The 19461-nt window shown below is 64.0% G+C and carries 14 protein-coding genes; 3 read left to right on the top strand and 11 right to left on the bottom strand.

Going from position 1 to position 19461, the window contains the following annotated elements; translation table 11 throughout:
• Nucleotides 1-71 precede the first annotated feature (71 nt).
• The 6 genes from AC22G6_RS16120 to thiS all read right to left on the bottom strand — a co-directional run bounded on the left by AC22G6_RS16120 (nucleotide 72) and on the right by thiS (nucleotide 8221).
• The gene (locus AC22G6_RS16120) at nucleotides 72-3197 is read right to left on the bottom strand and encodes an efflux RND transporter permease subunit (protein WP_487367595.1); all 3126 of its coding nucleotides are present in this window, start codon (nucleotides 3195-3197) and stop codon (nucleotides 72-74) included.
• Nucleotides 3194-4372, bottom strand: coding sequence for an efflux RND transporter periplasmic adaptor subunit (locus AC22G6_RS16115; protein WP_487367594.1), 1179 nt, complete (start codon nucleotides 4370-4372; stop codon nucleotides 3194-3196). Before AC22G6_RS16115 ends, AC22G6_RS16120 begins: the two co-directional genes overlap by 4 nt.
• Nucleotides 4373-4564: 192 nt before the next feature.
• A complete protein-coding gene (gene sppA / locus AC22G6_RS16110) occupies nucleotides 4565-6385 on the bottom strand; it encodes a signal peptide peptidase SppA (RefSeq protein WP_487367593.1) in 1821 nt (606 codons plus the stop codon).
• A gap of 41 nt (nucleotides 6386-6426) precedes the next feature.
• On the bottom strand, nucleotides 6427-7155 hold the full coding sequence (gene trmB, locus AC22G6_RS16105; RefSeq protein ID WP_487367592.1) for a tRNA (guanosine(46)-N7)-methyltransferase TrmB: 729 nt from the start codon (nucleotides 7153-7155) through the stop codon (nucleotides 6427-6429).
• Nucleotides 7152-7937 (bottom strand): thiazole synthase, encoded by a 786-nt coding sequence (locus AC22G6_RS16100; protein WP_108951414.1) that lies wholly within the window; start codon nucleotides 7935-7937, stop codon nucleotides 7152-7154. Before AC22G6_RS16100 ends, trmB begins: the two co-directional genes overlap by 4 nt.
• An 80-nt stretch (nucleotides 7938-8017) precedes the next feature.
• Nucleotides 8018-8221 (bottom strand): sulfur carrier protein ThiS, encoded by a 204-nt coding sequence (thiS, locus tag AC22G6_RS16095; RefSeq protein ID WP_108949885.1) that lies wholly within the window; start codon nucleotides 8219-8221, stop codon nucleotides 8018-8020.
• Nucleotides 8222-8684: 463 nt separating this feature from the next.
• On the opposite strand from thiS, the gene metX reads away from it, so the two are divergent.
• Both metX and metW read left to right on the top strand, forming a co-directional pair.
• A complete protein-coding gene (gene metX, locus AC22G6_RS16090) occupies nucleotides 8685-9812 on the top strand; it encodes a homoserine O-succinyltransferase MetX (protein WP_108949886.1) in 1128 nt (375 codons plus the stop codon).
• Nucleotides 9813-9814: 2 nt separating this feature from the next.
• Nucleotides 9815-10402: a methionine biosynthesis protein MetW gene (gene metW / locus AC22G6_RS16085; protein ID WP_108949887.1), complete on the top strand. Its 588-nt coding sequence runs from the start codon at nucleotides 9815-9817 to the stop codon at nucleotides 10400-10402.
• A 73-nt stretch (nucleotides 10403-10475) separates the two neighbouring features.
• On the opposite strand, the gene AC22G6_RS16080 is transcribed toward metW, so the two are convergent.
• From AC22G6_RS16080 to AC22G6_RS16060, 5 genes are all read right to left on the bottom strand, one after another.
• Entirely contained in the window at nucleotides 10476-11204 is a 729-nt protein-coding gene (locus AC22G6_RS16080) for an amino acid ABC transporter ATP-binding protein (protein WP_487367631.1), read from the bottom strand.
• Nucleotides 11205-11257: 53 nt separating this feature from the next.
• Nucleotides 11258-12355 carry an amino acid ABC transporter permease gene (locus AC22G6_RS16075; protein ID WP_487367591.1) on the bottom strand — a complete coding sequence of 366 codons (1098 nt, stop codon included), beginning with the start codon at nucleotides 12353-12355 and terminating at the stop codon, nucleotides 11258-11260.
• A 12-nt stretch (nucleotides 12356-12367) separates the two neighbouring features.
• Nucleotides 12368-13555, bottom strand: a complete 1188-nt coding sequence (locus tag AC22G6_RS16070; protein WP_487367590.1) for an amino acid ABC transporter permease — start codon at nucleotides 13553-13555, stop codon at nucleotides 12368-12370.
• 57 nt (nucleotides 13556-13612) lie between these two features.
• Entirely contained in the window at nucleotides 13613-14641 is a 1029-nt protein-coding gene (locus AC22G6_RS16065) for an amino acid ABC transporter substrate-binding protein (RefSeq protein WP_487367589.1), read from the bottom strand.
• Between the two features lie 368 nt (nucleotides 14642-15009).
• On the bottom strand, nucleotides 15010-15327 hold the full coding sequence (locus tag AC22G6_RS16060; protein WP_487367588.1) for a hypothetical protein: 318 nt from the start codon (nucleotides 15325-15327) through the stop codon (nucleotides 15010-15012).
• 263 nt (nucleotides 15328-15590) lie between these two features.
• Between AC22G6_RS16060 and AC22G6_RS16055 the strand changes: the two genes are divergently transcribed.
• Entirely contained in the window at nucleotides 15591-19397 is a 3807-nt protein-coding gene (locus AC22G6_RS16055) for an EAL domain-containing protein (RefSeq protein ID WP_487367587.1), read from the top strand.
• Nucleotides 19398-19461 lie beyond the last annotated feature (64 nt).

Below are 19461 nucleotides of genomic sequence, written 5' to 3'. Positions count from 1 at the left end.
CGCGACCGGCACCTGCTCACGACCGACTGCGCCCTGATGTCAGGCGCAGACGATCACCCTGTGGCGGCACCTCAGGCGTTCAGACGCTCCGGATCAGGAGCAGGCCCCATCAGGCCTGCCACCCAGCCCTTGAAGCTCTCCAGCAGCGACAACAGCGCCGGCACGAAGAACAGCACCAGCACCGCCGACACGCCGAGCCCGAACGCAATCGAGGTGGCCATCGGAATCAGGAACTGGGCTTGCAGCGAGCCCTCGAACATCAGCGGCATCAGTCCGCCGATGGTGGTGAGCGAGGTCAGCAGCACTGCGCGCAGGCGTCCGCAGGCCGCGCCGACAAGCGCATCGTGCACATTGGCGCCCTTGTGGTGCAGATCCTTGAACAGGCTGACGAGGATGATGGAGTTATTAACCACGATGCCCGACAGGCCGAAGAGACCGAACATCGACAGGATGGTGAGGTCCAGGCCCAGCAGCCAGTGGCCGAAGATGGCCCCTGCGAGGCCGAGCGGAATTGCCGACATCACCACCAGCGGCCAGCTCCATGAGGCGAAGGACCACACCAGCACGAGGTAGATGAGACCGAGCCCAAGTATCAGGCCGTTGCGCATGTCGTTCATGGTTTCACGCTGGTCTGCGGCGCGCCCCTCGAAGCTGTAGCTCAGGCCGTATTTCTCTGCCAGACGCGGCAAAGCCTCGCGCCGGAGCTCGGCCTGCACTGCATCGGCGTTGCTGCGATCGGTATCGATCTCCCCGGACACTTCGACTGCGAGCCTGCCGTCAGCATGACGCAGGGCCTCGAAGCCGCGCCGCGACTCCCAGCTCGCCACCGTGGCCAGCGGCGCAAAACTGCGATCCGGCAGGCTGACGGTCAGCCGCTCGAAGACATCGAGGCGTTCGCGTTCGTCACGCGGGAGCAGCACCCGCACTTCGAGCTCGTCGCGGCCAACCTGCACCAGTTGCGCAAGATGACCGTCAAACGCCGCACGCAGCTGGCGACCGAGGCTTTCGGTGGTCAGGCCGAGCGCTTCGCCGGCCGGCGTCAGGCGGTACACCAGTTGCTCACGCCCGAAGGGCATGTCGTCCTCGAGTTCGCTCACACCGTCTATGCTCTTGATGGTTTCCGCGAGTTCGAGCGCGGCAGCCTTCAGCGATTCGGCGTTGCCACCGGTGAGGCGGACATTGAGATCGCGTCCGGGCGGGCCGGACTGGCGTGAGTTGAAGGTCAGCAGCTCGAGCCCGGGCGGCTCGACGAGCTTGCTGCGCCAGGTGGCGAGAAAGCGTTCGTTGCGCACCGTCCGCTCATCGGGCGGGCTCAGCTCGACCATCATGGAGGCGAGCTGATCGCCCCTGGGCTCGCCCCCGCCCGCACTGACAATCGTGCTGCCGAGTCGCGACACCGCGGTCTGCACCAGACCGCCGCCCAGTTCGCGTTCGGTTTCGACCAGGGCGCGCTCCATGTCGGCAAGGAAGGCCGCCGTTTGCGCGCGCGGCGTACCGGCTACGAAGGTCGCATTCGCATACACCATCTGCCCTTCCGGAGTCGGGAAAAACACGAAGTTGATGCGCCCGCCCGCCAGCAGGCCGATGGCAAGCACCATCGTCGCCAGCGTGATCGCGACCGTCGTGCCGCGCCAGTCGAGGGCCAGCGTGGCGGCACGACGGAAGGGGCCGTCGCGAAAGGACGTGAAGGCCTTGTCCAGCCGCTCGCGCATGCGCGAGGTCTTGCGCGACGCAGCGCCCTGCAGTGCATGCTTCAGATGGGACGGCAGAATCAGGAAGCTCTCGAGCAGCGAGGCCAGGATCACCATGATCATGACGAAGGGAATGTCGCCAAGGATATTGCCGATGATGCCACCGACCATCATCAGCGGAATGAAGGCTGCAACCGTGGTGAGCGACGCTGCCAGCACCGGCAGCAGCATGCGTCGCGCGCCGCCCAGCGCAGACTGTTCCGGCCCCTCACCCATGCTGCGGTGCGTGTCGGCATCTTCACTGACCACGATGGCATCGTCGACGATGATGCCCAGCGCCATGATCAGCGCGAACAGGCTCATCATGTTGATCGTGCCTCCGAACACCATCATCAGGCCCAGGGTGCCGAGAAAGGCGGTGGGAATACCGACCATCACCCAGAACGCCACCCGCGCGGGCAGGAAGACATAGAGCACCAGCACGACCAGCAGCAGGCCGGACAGACCGTTGCTGATCAGCAGCTGGATACGGTCGCGAATCAGCTCCCATTGCGCATCGAAGACTTCCAGGCTGATCGAGGCCGGCAGGCTGGGCCGCGTCTTCTGCAGCCACGCGTCGAAGGCTTCCGCCGCCTTCAGCGAATGACCGCTCTCGGCCCGCTGCAGCAGCATCTCGACCACCACATCGCCGCCCTCGCTCAGCGCCAGCGAGCCCGGGCGCGGCTCACGCGTGATGGTGGCAAGTTCGCCAAGCGTGATGCGTCCCCCGCCATCGCTGACGACCGCCAGATTGTCGAAAGCCAGCGCATCGCGACGTTGCTCCAGGCCGCGGATCTCGCGCGCGCCATCCTGCTCACCCGCCACACCGGCCGGCACGTCGCGGGAAATCTGCGCAACCCGATCGCCGACATCGACCAGGGACAGTCCCAGCGTTTGCAGGGCTGCGGACGGCAGTTCGATGGCGATGCGCTCCTCGGGCAGACCGGTGATCGTCACCCGGTCGATGCCACCCGCGAGCAGCTCGCTCTCGAAGCGTCGCACCCAGGGTCGCAGCTCCTCGACGCTGCTGCCGCGAATCAGCAGGCGGGCAATCTGGTCGTAACGCGAGACCCGGCTGACCTGCGGCGTCTCGGCGTCGCGCGGCAGGTTGCGGAACTCGTCCACCCGCTGCCGCACCTGGTCGAGCGCCTGCAGGGGCTCGGTTCCCTCATGCAGTTCGAGCGTAATGCTGGAGACGCCCTGCGCCGAGGTCGACGTCATCTTCTTGAGGCCGTCGATGGTCTTCAGGCGCTCTTCCAGCGGCGTGGTGATGCCGATCTCGACGTCTTCGGACGAGGCGCCGCTCCACACCACGCGCACCGAGATGATGTCGAGTTCGAACGTGGGAAAGAACTGCACGTTCATCCGGGTGACGCCGATCACACCGACGATGAAGGCGAGCAGCATCAGGACGTTGGCGGCCACCTTGTGACGCACCAGCGTTGCGAGCACCCCCTTCTGCTTCATGGTGTAGCCACCTCGACCGCAAGGCCATCGATGGCATTGGGCAAGTGCGTACGCATCACCGGTTCACCCGCGCGCGCATCGGGCACGCGCACCAGCAGCTGCACGTCATCGCCTTCGCGGCGCTCGCCGACGCGCGTCACCTTCAGGCTTGCAAGGCGACCGTCGCGCACCGCATAGATGCGGTCACCGCCATGCAGCGCGGCAAAGGGCAGGACCAGTACGTCCGCGACCGGCGGACGCTCGAGTACCGCGTTGACGAAGGCACCGACCGGCAGGTTGGCGCCGTCCTCGATGCGCAACAACACATCCACACCACGCGCGTCGGCTTCGCCGCTGATGCGCTGGAGGCGGGCACGGATGGTGGTGGCACCAAAGTCGGCCGTGGCCTGCAACTGCTCGCCGCGCGCCAGTGCCATGCGCAACTCCTCGGCGTAGATCGCAGGCACGCGTGCGCGCAGGAAGAGCGCGTCCGACGCATACAGGCTGAGCAGCGCCTGCCCCGGCTGCACCTGATCGCCGGCAGCGACTTCAACCTTGCCGATGCGCGCGGCAAAGGGCGCTACGATCTCGCCCCGGCGCGCGTCGCGCTCGGCCTCGGCCAGTTTTGCCTGCAGCTGCGAAAGCCGCGCCGGGTGTTCGGCGATCGCCTGCTGGCGCTGGGTCAGCGACAGGCGCACGCGCGCCACCTCCTCGCGGGTCTGGTCATACGCGCTTTCTGCGCCAAGGCGGGCGTTCTTGAGCTTTTCGAAGCGCGCCTGCTTGGCCTCGGCAAGTGCAAGCAAGGCCTTTTCCTGCTCGATGGCGGCGAGATCGCCGCGGTGGCGGATGCGTTCGCGATCGACATCGCCGCGCGCCTGTGCCACCCGTGGCTGCAGGTCACGCGGGTCGAGTCGCGCCAGCACCGTGCCGGCCGCCACGCGGTCGCCATCGCGCACCACCACCTCAAGCAGGCGCCCTGATACCGGCGCTGCCGCCCTCAGGCGGTCCGGTGCCTCGATCCGGCCGTAGAGCACCAGCGTGGGCCTGGCCTCGACCGGCACGCTGGCACTGGCTTCGATCCGCCACACGCGCTCGCGGACCTCGACGGCAGGGGGTGCAGGACGCGTTGATTTGAGAAGAACAAAGGCGCCGACGGCGGCGAGAATGATGACGAGCGGAAGCAAGCGACGGCGCATGGATGGGGGTCCGGTCGTGGAACAGACCTCACGGCCGCGTCCGGCCGAAAGCACTGGGGCCGGGCTCATTGGGCGCCGAGGTCTGATTCCAGATTTATATCAGCAACTGCTTATTTTACAGACAACGAACGCACCACGCCGAATCACTCGGTCAATCCGGACGCGGCACCTTCGAAATTCATCAGAAACGGGTCAGGGCGCTTCGCACAGGCAATGGGCATACACGTGTTGCGGATCGTTCCAGCGCAGCAGGTCGCGGGTCTCGACCTGGAGACGATTCAGCATCTGCGCCACCGGCCCGCTGCTCGCCGGACTGCCAGACCCCGCGAGACCGCTGAAACTCAGGAAGCGCTGCATCACCATCTGCGCAGGCGTCAGCCCAACCGACGGCCACACCAGCGAGTGGCGCTCGAGGCCGGCACGCTGCGCAGCCGCTGCGATCGCCGCCTCGATACCGCCGAGCTGATCCACCAGACCAAGCTCGAACGCGGCCTGACCGGTCCACACCCTGCCACGCGCAACCTGATTGACTTCGTCTTCCTTCATGTTGCGCGCAGCGCCAACGACTTGCAGAAAGCGCCGGTAGCCATGCTCGATACCGAGCTGCATGGCTTCGGCAGCCACCGGATCGAGCGGCCGGCGTGGGTCGAGTGCGCCGGCAAGGGGCGCGGTGGCCACGCCGTCGACAGTAATCCCGAGCCGGCGCAGCGGTTCGGCAAACTCGGGGAACATCGCAAACACACCGATCGAGCCGGTGACGGTGCCCGGGGCCGCCCAGATCTCGTCGGCGCCAGCCGCGATCCAGTAACCACCGGATGCGGCCACGGAGCTCATGGAGGCGATGACCGGCTTGCCCGCCTTGCGCGTCAGTTCGAGTTCGCGCCGGATCTGCTCGGAGGCCCAGGCGCTGCCGCCGGGACTGTCGATACGCACCACGAGTGCCTTGATCGCATCGTCTTCGCGTGCCTCGCGGATCATGCGGGCGAAGGTATCGCCGCCGACCACGCCGGGCGGTTGCTCGCCGTCCGCGATTGCGCCCTGCGCAACCAGCACGGCGATCTTGTCGGCAGCCGACTTTTCCGCCCCGCGCACGACCGCGAGATAGGCGCCGGCATCGATCTGATGAAAGTCCTTGCCCGAAGCATCGGTGCCAAAGCGCTCGGCAAGCTGGGCCCGCCACTCGTCGGGGGTCGAAAAGCGGTCGATCAGGCCTGCACGACGTGCGGCTTCGGCAGTGTCGCCGGCGGTTGCAGCGAGCGCATCGCGGTAGCCGACGATGTAGCCATCAAGCGCCTCGGGCGTGAGCTTGCGCGCAGCGGCCACATCGGTGCGGAAGTGCGCCCACAGGCCGTCGAGCAGATCGCGGGTTGCGCTGCGGTCCTCGTCGGACATGTCACTGCGGGTGAAGGGCTCGGAGAAGGACTTGTACTCGCCCACGCGGAACACATGGACCTTGACCCCGAGTGCATCGAGCGCACCGCGGAAATAGGTCGAATAGCGCGACAGGCCACGCAGCAGCACGAAGCCGTCGGGCGCAAGCTGCACCTCGTCGGCAATCGAGGCCAGATAGTACTGGCCCTGGGTGAAGCGGTCGCCGCGCGCGAGCACCGGGCGCCCGGTGGCCTTGAAGTCGGCAATGGCTGCACGCAGTTCGGCCAGCTTGGACAGGCTGGCCGCTTCGAGATCGTCGGTCTCGAGCACCAGGGCTGAAATCCGGCTGTCATCACGGGCGGCGCGCACGACTTCGAGCAGATCGTGCAGCACGGTCTGCCCGCCATCCTCACCCCGCATGCTGAGCAAGGCCAGCGGCTCCTCGAAGGTGCTCTGTTCCACCAGCGCGCCGGACGGGCGCAGCACCAGCGCCGCACCGTCGGGCACCTGCGGCTCGGGGTGGAAGAAGGTCATCAGCAGTGCCGCAAGCAGCACCAGCAGCAAGAGGTTGAAGACCGTGCGACGCAGCAGGTCCAGCGAACGCCACAGCGTTCTCAACACCCGCCCCAGAAACCTGAACATGCCACCGATCACGACCTTGCCTCTCTATTTGTTGTCGGCCATCAGCCGCGTCGACGAAACACCAGATCCCACACCCCGTGCCCCAGCCTCAGACCACGGTTCTCGAATTTCGTCAGCGGACGGTAGTCCGGTCGCGGCGCGAAGCCGTCTGCCGTGTTTTCGAGCGCTGGCTCGGCGGCAATCACTTCCAGCATCCAGTGCGCGTAGTTCTCCCAGTCGGTGGCGCAGTGCAGATAGCCACCGGGTGCGAGCTTGGAGGCCACCAGCGCGACGAAATCGGGCTGGATGATGCGACGCTTGTGATGCCGCGCCTTGCGCCACGGATCGGGGAAGAACACATGCACGCCCGCCAGCGTGCCATCCGGAATCATGTCGCGCAGAACCTCGACCGCATCGTGCTGCATGATACGGACATTGCCGAGCGCCTGCTCGGACACCAGTTTGCACAGCGCGCCGACGCCCGGCGTATGCACCTCGATGCCAAGGAAGTCCGTCCCGGGCGCCGCTGCGGCGATCTTCGCCGTGGTCTCGCCCATGCCGAAGCCGATCTCGAGGATCTTGGGTGACTTGCGCCCGAAGACCACATCGAGGTCAATCGGCGCAGTCTGATAAGGCACGCCGATCTTGGGCAGCATGTCGTCCATGAAGCGCTGCTGAGCACCCGACATCCGACCCTGGCGCAGCACGAAGCTGCGGATGCTGCGGCTGGAAAAGCGGTGTTCGGGGCTGTCCTGGCCGATGATCTCGACCCGTTCCGGTGTATCGCTCATGAACCGATCAGCCCCGTGGTCGGCGAGCTCGGATCGGCCGAATAGAACTTGCGCGGCATGCGTCCTGCACGGAAGGCCTCGCGACCGGCCTCGACGGCCTTCTTCATGGCGCTGGCCATCAGCACCGGCTGGCTGGCCGCGGCGATGGCGGTGTTCATCAGCACGCCGTCGCAGCCGAGCTCCATCGCGATTGCAGCGTCGGACGCAGTGCCCACACCAGCATCGACGATCACCGGCACGCGGGCATTGTCGATGATCAGGCGCAGGTTCCACGGATTGAGGATGCCCATGCCGGAACCGATCAGGGAGGCGAGCGGCATGATGGCCACGCAGCCGATTTCTTCCAGCATCTTGGCCTGAATCGGATCGTCGGCGCAGTACACCATGACGTCGAAGCCGTCCTTGACCAGGGTTTCCGCGGCCTTGAGCGTTTCCGGCATGTTCGGGAACAGCGACTTCGGATCGCCGAGTACTTCGAGCTTGACCAGGGCGTGGCCGTCGAGCAGTTCGCGACCGAGACGCAGGGTGCGCACCGCATCTTCGGCGGTATAGCAGCCAGCGGTGTTGGGCAGAATGGTGAACTGGTCGGGCGGCAGGGCGTCGAGCAGGTTGGGCTCGTCCGCATTCTGGCCAATATTGGTGCGCCGGATCGCCACGGTGACGATGTTCGTACCGCTGGCATCAATGGCTTCGCGCGTTTCGGCGAAATCCTTGTACTTGCCAGTACCGACCAGCAGACGGGAGCCATAGCTCTTGCCGGCAATCACCAGGGGATCGTGGATCATGTTGGGACCTGTAGAGGAAGATCAAAAAGGCCGCGTTGCGCGCTGACTGCAGACAACACGAACGGGACCACGAAGGTTCAGCCGCCCCCGACCGCAACCACGATCTCGAGGCGGTCGCCTTCGGCGAGCGCGGTTTCGCCATGGCGGGCACGCGGCACAATGTCGCCGTTGCGCTCGACCGCGAGACGTTTGCCAACGAGCCCGCGCCGCTCGAGCAGGGCAAGTACCGTGAGACCGTCGTCCAGGGTTTCGGGCTGACCGTTGAGAATGATGCTGATCATGCGGGATGATGTGGCGGGTTCAAGGCCTGCGATTTTACCACGCAGGCCACACGGGGCTTGTTGCGATTGCGGTGCCTCCACCGTGCTTGCGGACTGGGGCAACATGCCGGGCAGACGTTCGCGGCCTTCGGCTTCCCGGGTGAATGGGGCTCAGCGGGGAAACAAGGCGATGCATGTTTGAGCCCGGGTTTATCGGGCGAGTTTGCATCGCCGCCCCGATGAGCCCCATTCACCCGGCGCTCTCGACAGCCCGTCACGCTGCCCCAGCCCGCAATCACTGCACCATCGCTTCATCTGGAAAGCACCCGGTTTGACATTTGCAGGCACGCGCGCTAATTTCGCAGCACTTAGCGCCGATTTGATCCATAGCTTGCGGGCGCTTAATAAATACGGCTAAAGCGAGGGCAACCCAGTCCGCGTTTTTCAGCCGGCTGGGTTTTTTTGTTTTTAGCAGACACCGACCATGATCCAACCGCAATCCGTCGGCATCGTGGCGCCGCAGACGGCCCACTTTGCAACGCCCCTGCCGCTTCGCAGCGGCGGCTCGCTGCCGAGCTACGACCTGGTATACGAAACCTACGGCACGCTCAACGCCGACGCGTCGAATGCCGTGCTCGTCTGTCACGCGCTGTCAGGCTCGCACCACGTCGCCGGGCGCTACGCGGACGACCCCGACAGCCTGGGCTGGTGGGACAACCTGGTCGGGCCGGGCAAGCCGCTCGACACGCGCAAGTTCTTCGTCATCGGCGTCAATAACCTCGGCAGCTGCTTCGGTTCGAGCGGACCGAGCTCGATCAACCCGGCCACCGGCAAGCCCTGGGGCGCGGCCTTTCCCTTCGTCACCGTGGAAGACTGGGTCGACACCCAGGCCCGCCTGGCAGACCGGCTCGGCATCAAGCGCTTCGCCGCGGTCGTGGGCGGCAGCCTGGGCGGCATGCAGGCGCTGTCGTGGACGCTGCAGTATCCCGACCGTGTCGCTCACGCCGCCGTGATTGCATCGGCCCCCAAGCTCACGGCGCAGAACATCGCCTTCAATGAGGTGGCGCGCCAGGCCATTCTCACCGATCCCGACTTTCACGGCGGCAACTTCTACGATCACGGCGTGGTGCCGGTACGCGGGCTCAAGCTTGCGCGCATGATCGGCCACATCACCTATCTCTCCGATGACGCAATGGGAGAGAAGTTCGGTCGCAGCCTGCGTCACGGCAAGGCGGTCTACAGTTACGACGTCGAGTTCGAGATCGAGTCCTACCTGCGCTATCAGGGCGACAAGTTTGCCGGCTTCTTCGACGCCAACACCTATCTGCTGACCACGAAGGCACTGGATTACTACGACCCCGCCTTCGCCCACGCGGGCAATCTGCCCGCCGCCCTCGCCAGCGCCGAAGCCGACTTCCTCGTGGTGTCCTTCACCACCGACTGGCGCTTCTCGCCCTCGCGATCGAGGGAGATCGTCTACGCCCTGCTGCACAACCGGCGCAACGTCAGCTACGCCGAGATCGACTGCGCAGCAGGTCACGACTCCTTCCTGCTCGATGAACCCCAATACCACGCGGTGCTTTCCGCCTGGTTCGACCGCATCAAGGTGTAAGCATGGCTGCCTACCGTTATGACTATGAAGTCATCGCCCAGTGGATCGAGCCGGGCGAAAAAGTACTCGACCTCGGCTGCGGCGACGGCAGCCTGCTCAAGCACCTGATCGACGTCCGCCAGGTGCAGGGCTACGGCGTGGAGAACGACCCCGACAAGCTGCTGGCCTGCGTGAAGAACGGCGTCAATGTGATTCAGGCCAACATGGACAAGGGCCTGAGCGATTTCGAGGACGGCTTCTTCGACCACGTGATCATGAGCCTGTCGCTGCAGGCGATGCACAACACACAGGGCATCCTCGCCGAGATGCTGCGTGTCGGCCACGAAGCTGTGGTGAGCTTTCCCAACTTCGGCTACTGGCGTCACCGCCAGAGCATCATCAACGGCCGCATGCCGGTGTCCGAGAGCCTGCCGCACCAGTGGTTCAACACGCCCAACGTGCGCTTCTTCACCATCGCCGATTTCGACGCCCTGTGCGAAATGAACGGCATCGCCGTGCGCGAACGCCTGGCGTTCGACGATGGCAAGGTGGTGGTGGACGAACCGAACTTCCTCGGCAGCATGGCGGTGTACCGCCTCGGGCGCGACTGATCGACAGATCCGGCTGCTGAAATGCAAAACGCCCCGCCATTGCACCGGCGGGGCGTTTTTTCGTCCACGGAGATCAGTGGTTCAGGATCTGACCCAGGAAGAGCTTGGTGCGCTCGGACTTCGGATTGGAGAAGAAGACCTCGGGCTCGGCTTCCTCGACGATCTCGCCCTTGTCCATGAAGATCACGCGGTCGGCCACGGTGCGGGCAAAGCCCATTTCGTGGGTGACGCACAGCATCGTCATGCCGTCTTCAGCCAGTCCGATCATGGTGTCGAGCACTTCCTTGACCATCTCCGGGTCGAGCGCCGAGGTGGGTTCGTCGAAGAGCATGATCTTGGGCTTCATGCACAGCGCGCGCGCAATCGCCACCCGTTGCTGCTGACCGCCCGAAAGCTGGCCCGGGTACTTGTTCGCCTGCTCAGGAATCTTCACGCGGTTGAGGTACTCCATCGCGATCTCCTCCGCCTCACGCTTTGGAATCTTGCGCACCCACAACGGCGCCAGCGTGCAGTTCTCCAGCACGGTGAGGTGCGGGAAAAGGTTGAAGTGCTGGAACACCATGCCGACTTCGCGGCGGATGGCCTCGACGTGCTTGAGGTCGGAAGTGAGTTCGACGTCATCGACAATGATCTTGCCCTGTTGATGCTCTTCGAGGCGATTGATGCAGCGGATCGTCGTTGATTTTCCCGAACCGGACGGGCCGCACAGCACGATCCGTTCGCCCTGCCGCACGCTCAGGTTGATGTCCTTGAGCACGTGGAACTCGCCGTACCACTTGTGCATGCCTTCGATGCGGATCATTTCCTTGTCACCGAGCGCATGTTTGATCTTGGCTTCACTCATTACCTAAACTCCTAACGCTTGTGGCCCGTGTCGAGCTTGCGCTCCAGGTGCATCGAATAGCGGGACATACCGAAACAGAAAATCCAGAACATGAGGGCCGCAAATACATAGCCTTCTGTCGCGAAGCCGAGCCAGGCGGGGTCGACCGTGGCCTGGTGGATGCTGTTGAAGAGATCGAACAAGCCGATGATGATCACCAGGCTGGTGTCCTTGAACAGCGCGATGAAGGTGTTCACGATGCCCGGAATCACCAGCTTCAAAGCCTGCGGCAGAATGACCAGGCCCATCATGCGCCAGTAGCCAAGACCCATCGCACCGGCGGCCTCGTACTGTCCCTTCGGGATCGCCTGCATGCCACCCCGCACCACCTCGGCCACATAAGCGGCCTCGAACAGCGTGACCGCGATCAGCGCCCGCAGCAGCTTGTCGATGTTCACCTCTTCAGGCAGGAACAGCGGCAGCATCACCGAGGACATGAACAGCACGGTGATCAGCGGCACGCCGCGCCAGAACTCGATGAAGGTGACGCAGATCACCCTGACCACCGGCATGTCCGAGCGCCGTCCGAGTGCCAGCAGGATGCCCAGCGGCATGGCGCCCGCGATACCGACGACCGCAATCACCAGGGTCAGCATCAGGCCGCCCCACTTGCTGGTTTCCACCAGCGTCATTCCCATGAAACCGCCATGGAGCAGCCAGTAGGCAAGCACCGGGTAGGCCAGCAGGAAGGCCGCACCGTAACGCAGCTTCCGCGGCATGGCCTTGATGAACAGCGGCGCAGCGCCAAAGATGGCCAGCAGCACCGTCAGGTCCACCCGCCAGCGCAGTTCCTCCGGGTAGAAGCCATAGAAGAACTGCGCCATGCGCACCTTGATGAACACCCAGCACGCACCACCGCTGGTGCAGCTTTCACGGTTGTCACCAATCCAGTCGGCACTGAAAAACGCCCAGTTGAGGATGGGTGGGATGGTGATCCACACAATGTAGAGCGCGAAAAGCGTGAGCAGGGAGTTGAACCAGTTCGGAAACAGGTTCGCCCGGATCCAGCCCATGGCGCCGACCGACATGTTCGGCGGCGGAAGACTCGGTTTGAAAGTATGTGTAGTCATGAGCTCGACTCTCTAGCGTTCGACCAGGGCGATGCGCTTGTTGTACCAGTTCATCAGCATCGAGATGCTGAGACTGATGGCGAGATACACCGACATCGTGATGGCAATCGTCTCAATCGCCTGTCCGGTCTGGTTCAGCACCGTGCCCGCGAACAGCGACACCAGATCGGGGTAACCGATGGCGGCAGCAAGCGAGGAGTTCTTCACCAGGTTCAGGTACTGGCTGGTCAGCGGCGGAATGATCACCCGCATGGCCTGCGGGATGACGACCAGGCGCAGGATGAGCCCCGAACGCAGACCGAGCGAACGCGCCGCTTCAGTCTGGCCATGGCTGACGGCGAGGATGCCGGAACGCACGTTCTCGGCGATGAAGGCAGCGGTATAGATACTGAGCGCAAAGGTGATTGCGACCAGTTCCGGAATCACCGCCCAGCCGCCGACAAAGTTGAAGCCCGTCAGCTCGGGAAACGACCAGTGGAAGGGCTTGCCGAACAGCATTGCGGCCATGCCCGGGACGATCACCAGCAAGGCGAGGGAAACCCACAGCACGGGGAAACGTTGCCCGGTGTCTTCCTGACGACGGCGCGACCAGCGCGCAAGCCCGATCCAGGCTGCGATCACGATGACCAGACTGATCAGGAAGGGCATGAGTCCGCCCGCGGCCTCGGGCGCCGGCAGGTACACACCACGGATATTCACGAACACCGCTTCGCCAAAGCTGTAACTCTGCCGTGGCGAGGGCATGGCCCGCAGCACTGCGAAATACCAGAAGAAGATCTGCAGCAGCGGCGGAATGTTGCGGAAAATCTCGATGTAGACGGTGGCCAGCTTGTTGATCAGCCAGTTGGGCGACAGGCGCGCCACACCGAGCAGAAAGCCGAGCACCGTAGCGAAGAAAATGCCCAGCACCGACACCAGCAGGGTGTTGAGCAGGCCGATGACGAACACCCGGCCGTAGCTGTCGCGCTCGGTATAGTCGATCAGCGACTGCAGAATGCCGAAGCCGGCCGAATTGTCGAGAAAGGCAAAGCCAGAGGTGATGCCGCGATTGGCAAGGTTCTGCTGAGTATTGTGAAACAGGTACCAGCCTACGCCGACGACGACGAGGATGGAGAGGATCTGAAAGGTCCAGGCACGGGCCTTGGGATCGGTCAGTAGCGATCCCCGCGGAGCGGCAGCCTTGGGCGCATCACTTTGCATGGAAACGTCCTTGTAAACAAGAGTATGGCCACCGTCTTGCGACGGTGGCCATCCGGCTTAGCGTACCGGCGGTGCGTACTGCAGGCCGCCCTTGTTCCACAGTGCGTTGATGCCGCGTGCGATCTTCAGTTCGCTGCCTGCGCCAACGTTGCGGTCAAAGACTTCACCATAGTTGCCGACCTGCTTGACGACCTGAACGACCCAGTCCTTGGGCAGCTTGAGGTCCTTGCCCAGTTCACCCTCTGCACCCAGCAGACGGCGCACGTCCGGGTTCTTGGAGGCTTTTGCTTCCTGCTCCACGGTCTTCGCGGTCAGACCGGCTTCTTCGGCGTTGATCATCGCGAACAGGGTCCAGCGCACGATGTCGAACCATTCCTCGTCACCCTGACGCACGACGGGGCCAAGCGGCTCTTTCGAGATCACTTCCGGCAGCACGACGTAGCCTTCCGGGTTGGCGAGCTTGATGCGCTGCGCGTAAAGCTGGGACTGGTCGGAGGTCAGCACGTCGCAACGGCCGGCCTCAAGCGCCTTCACCGTCTCATCAGACTTGTCGTAGCTGATCGGGGTGTACTTCATGCCGGTCGTGCGGAAGTAGTCCGACAGGTTGAGTTCGGTGGTAGTACCGGCCTGAATACACACGGCCGCACCGTCGAGCTCCTTGGCACTCTTCACGCCGAGCTTCTTGCTGACCAGAAAGCCCTGGCCGTCGTAATAGGTCACACCGGCAAAGTTCAGGCCCATCGCCGAGTCACGCGAGCTGGTCCAGGTGGTGTTACGCGACAGCACATCGACTTCACCCGACTGCAGGGCGGTGAAGCGTTCCTTTGCGGTCAGCGGAGTGAACTTGACCTTCTTTGCATCGCCGAAAACCGCAGCGGCGACCGCACGGCAGACATCGACGTCGATCCCTTTGAACTGACCCTTTTCATCGGTGTAGGAGAAGCCGGGCAGGCCATCGCTGACACCACACTGTACGAAACCCTTCTTCATCACGGCATCCAGCGTCGAGCCGGCACTTGCCTGAGTGCTCACACCTAGTGCAGCAGTTGCGGCGACAAGTGCGAGGGTAGTCTTGACTACTTTCATACGACATCTCCAGAGATTACACAGGGTCTGCCGACACGCAATATTCCTTGGCGAAGCATTGCGCACCAGGCAGATGGACGAGGCACCAAAACGGGGCCGCGGATGCACCAAAAATGACTCATGCATTGCAGCAATATTTCCCGTCTGCACCCTTAGTATTAGAGCGAATCTCAATGATTGCAATGGCTCTAGGGAAACTACCTAGTGTCACAACTCGCGGATTCGGACGAAAAAAAACCGCTCTGGCAAATGTTTGCCAGAGCGGTTTCTAGCGCTTTCCGGCCTGTTTACCAGCCGTTCAAGCGCAGTCGTCTCCTGCCCGTAAACCCGTGTTCTTTTGCGGCGCACCATGCGGTGCCAAGCCGCTTTCAGCCAACAGTGAAGTTGCTCACATCCACTTTCATGACCGGTCGCGCGAGCACGACCGCAGTGACGGCAGCGAACTTCTTCGCCCAGTCCCCGCCTTGTTCAAAACGATGCTCGCCGCCGTACTTTGCAACGTTGAGGATCATGTCCAGCACCAGGATCTTGCCCATGGGGTTGGACGGGGTGCATTCGAGATCCTCGAACTCCTTCGCCAACCAGCTACGGGCCTGATCCCTTTCCATCCCGGCCACGTCCGCGTCGTGCACGAGAAACTCGTACTCGCGGTCTTCGCCGAATGACACGATCACGGTTTGCGACATGCCGGCCTCCTCCTTTGGTCTGGACTCATGTTGTGCCGCATTGTTGTCGGACTTGGAGGGAAGTGCAAGGAACGTATCGAATTGTGTAAACGTGGAATTATTCGGGACTTTCCGCGCTGCACTGCAAGGTTGTTTGCATAGAGGGCGGCTGTCAGAATCTCGGCTCGTTCCACCCCGGAACGACTGCATCATGGTGCACAACCAGAATCGGAACCCGCGTCATTTTCCCCCGCCAGAGCTCATCCCCGCCGCCACGCCACGACTTGCCGCGTCCGCTGCTCGTAGCCGTCAGCGCACTCATCGCAGCGTTCGCGATCGCGTTCTGGGCCTTCTACGCCCATCAGGCGGACGAGCTGGAGCGCGACGCCGGCGCCGAACTGCAGATGACTGCGCAGATGCTGAGCGACGACTTCGAGCGCTGGCGCGCCGAACGCATCGGCGACGGCGACGTGCTGCGCAGGAACGGCCTCGCGCTGTCACGGCTGGATGACGAGATTCGAAGGTCCGGGAACCTGTCGAATGCCGACATCCGTTACTGGCTCCGGGGCTATGTCGAGGTATTCGACTATGCAGGCGCCCTGGTCCTCGGCGCCGGGGCACACCCGCTGTTTGCGACGGGCCAGCCATTTGCGGTTTCGGCGGAATCACGCAGGCTGATTGCGCAGACCCTCGGAAACAGCGTGCCGGCGCTCAGCCAGCTGCAGTACGACGGCAACGGCGAAAGCTACATCGACCTCGTCGTCCCGGTGGCAAAGCCCGAAGAAGAGTGGGCGGTGCACTCGATCGTGCTGCGCATCCGGCCCGAGCGCCATGTGTTTCCAATGCTCGAACGACGGCTCGGATCCCGCCCGGGGAAACGCAACCTGTTGCTGATGGATGCTGGAACCCAGTTCATCCCGCTTGAGCCGAACCTGCGTACCCACACACTGCAGGCGCCAATTCCCGCAGACCAGCCCCTGCTGCGGGCCACCCTGGCATCGGCCACGGCACACAGCGGCACGCTCGAAGCCGGTAGCGCCCCGGTTCAGGCCGCGGCGAGCCGGATCACAGGCACCGACTGGGTCGTTCTGAGCCAGATCGATCGCTCGACAATGCTCAGCGGCCTGCGCGCGCGCGCGCTCGTCGCCGCGATCGTGATGGCTGCCCTGCTGCTGGCAGCTGCACTCGCCGTCAGGCGCTTCTGGCAGCAGGCATACCGCACATGCGACACGGCACTCGTGGCCGAATCCAGGCGCCGCGAGGCGGCGGAAGCGCTGCACGACGAACTCGAAGGCGCCATGTCGATGGCACAGCTGGGACGCTGGGAGCGCCACCTGAAGCAGGACCACCTGTGGTGGTCGCGGCAGACACGCGAGCTGATCGGCATCCCGGCCGACGAACCGGCAAGCTACGCGGGTTTCATGCGTCGTGTTCATCCTGCCGATCGCGAACAGCTGGCCTCGACGCTGAAGGCCGCCTACGCTTCGGGCGAGGGCGGTGCCTTCTCCTACCGGGTGATTCACCCCGATGGCACCGTGCACTACTTCCACAACGAGTTGCGCATCGAACTCGACGCGAACGGCAGACCGCTGCGCGCGATCGGCACGGTTCAGGACATCACCGCACAGCAGAACACTGCATTGGAGCTGCACCGCCAGACCGCCTACCTCACCGCCATCGTCAACCATCTTCCGCAAGGGATCAGCGTCTTCGACGAGCACCTGCGGCTGCAGTACTGGAACGCACTGTTCGTCGAGATACTCGAGCTTCCGCCCGAGGTCGTGGTCAGGAACGTCAGCTTCGACGAGCTGATCATGGTGGCCGCACAGCGCGGCGACTACGGTCCGGGCGACCCGTTCGAGAAGGTGCGCGAACGCCGCGCGCTGGCCGAGGAGTTCAAGCCGCATTGCATCGAGCGCACCAAACCCAGCGGACGTTCGCATCTCGTGATCGGCGAACCCCTGTGGCTCGATGGCAAGGTGGCGGGCTTCATCACCACCTACACCGACATCACCGAACGCAAGCGCATCGAAGAGGAGCTGGCACGTAACAACGAGACTCTCCGCACCATCATCGACAACATTCCGAGTGCCGTCTCGCTGATCGACGAAGACCTGCAGGTCGTTGCCTGCAACGATCAGCTCCGGCGTCTGCTCGACTTCCCCGACAGCCTCTTTGCGGCGGGGCTCCCCAGCCTCGAATCGCTGCTGCGGTTCAACGCCGAGCGCGGCGAGTACGGACCGGGCGATCCGGAGCTGATTACGCGCGAACTGCTCGAGCGTGCGCGACGTGGTGAGCCCCATCACTTCGAGCGCCTCCGTCCGGGCGGGATGGTGCTCGACATTCAGGGCCGGCCTGTCGGCAACGGCGGCTTCGTCACCATCTACACCGACATTACCGAGCGCCGCCGAACCGAAGAGCGCCTGCAGCTCGCAGACAAGGTGTTCGAGCACAGCCCGGAAGCCATCGTGATCACCGACGGCGAGCACCGCGTGCTGTCGGTCAATCCGGCGCACGAGGTGATCTCCGGCTTTTCCGGCAGCCGCGTCGTCGGCGAGGTCTTCGTGCCCGATCAGGCGGAAACGGCATCCGCGCACGACACGCCGTGGGAGGCAACGGCAGGCAGCGGCTTCTGGGCGGGCGAAACCACCGGTATCCGTGCCAATGGCGAGGCCTATTCACGCTGGCTGAGCATCAGCGTGGTGCGGGAGGCTGCCGGCGCGCCACCCACTCATTACATCGCGATCTTCTCCGACATCACCGAGCGCAAACGCGCCGAAGCGGCAATCAAGCACCTCGCCCATCACGACACCCTGACCGGGCTGGACAACCGCTTCTCGCTCGGTGTGCGCCTGCAGCAGGCGATCGCGACCGCAGTCCGCAACGCGCAGCCGCTCGCAGTGCTGTTTCTCGATCTGGACCGCTTCAAGACCATCAACGATTCGCTCGGCCATCATGTCGGCGATGCGCTCCTGGTGCAGGTCGCCGAACGGCTGCGCGAGACCGTGCGTGAAAGCGACATCGTCGCCCGCCTCGGCGGCGACGAGTTCGTGGTGATCCTGCAGGGCACCCACGACCAGAACGACGCCGCACATGCCGCCGCCAAGATCCTCGACCGCCTTTCCCTGCCCTACACCGTCGGGGAGAGCCTGCTGCACACCACACCTTCGATCGGGATCAGCCTCTTCCCCGGCGACGGCGACACCACCTCGGCGCTGATGCGCAACGCCGATACCGCGATGTATCACGCCAAGTCGCTCGGCCGTGCAAATTTCCAGTTCTACGCCGAGGAACTCAACCGCAGCGCAATGGAGCGCATCGAACTCGAACGCAAGTTGCGCCAGGCCCTCCAGCATCAACAGTTCGAACTCTGGTACCAGCCCCAGTACTGCGCGGCCAAGGGCACACTGAAGGGCGTCGAAGCCCTGCTGCGCTGGCGCCACCCGGTCGACGGGCTGATTCCGCCGGTCCGTTTCATTCCGATCGCAGAAGAAACCGGCATCATCGTGGAACTGGGCGACTGGGTGCTGGATACCGCCTGCGGTCAGGCCCGGCAGTGGCAGGTGGCCGGCTTGCCGCCCTTGCGCATGTCGGTCAACCTGTCCGCAAGGCAGCTGCGTGCAGGCGAACTCACCACCCGCGTGGCCGATGCGCTTGCCCGCAGCGAGCTGCGCCCGGACTTGCTCGAACTTGAGATCACCGAGAGTTCGATCATGGAAAAACCCGACGAGGCTGCCGCCTTGCTCACGCGACTCAAGCAGCTCGGCGTGCAGATCGCGATCGACGACTTCGGCACCGGTTACTCCTCGCTGTCCTACCTCAAGCTGTTCCCGCTCGATCACCTCAAGATCGACCGCTCCTTTGTCTCCGACATCGAGACCGACGCCAACGATGCCGCAATCGTCGCCGCTGCGGTCTCGCTGGCCCACAATCTGGGCCTGTCGGTCATCGCCGAGGGCGTGGAAACCGCAACCCAGGTCGCGCGCCTGCACGAGCTTGGTTGTGACGAACTGCAGGGCTACTACTTCAGCAAACCGCTGCCGGCAGCCGAAATCGAGGTGCTGATCCGCAAGGGCGCGGTAACACGCTGATTCCATGCGCGGCCGCCCCTGAGGCCGCCGATCTGGGATAATCGCCGCTTCGACCAAGCCAAAG

Source organism: Parazoarcus sp. PS-13 R2A, from assembly GCF_057621855.1.
Note: the sequence above shows the minus strand (reverse complement) of the source record. Positions and strands in the feature narration are given on the sequence as shown.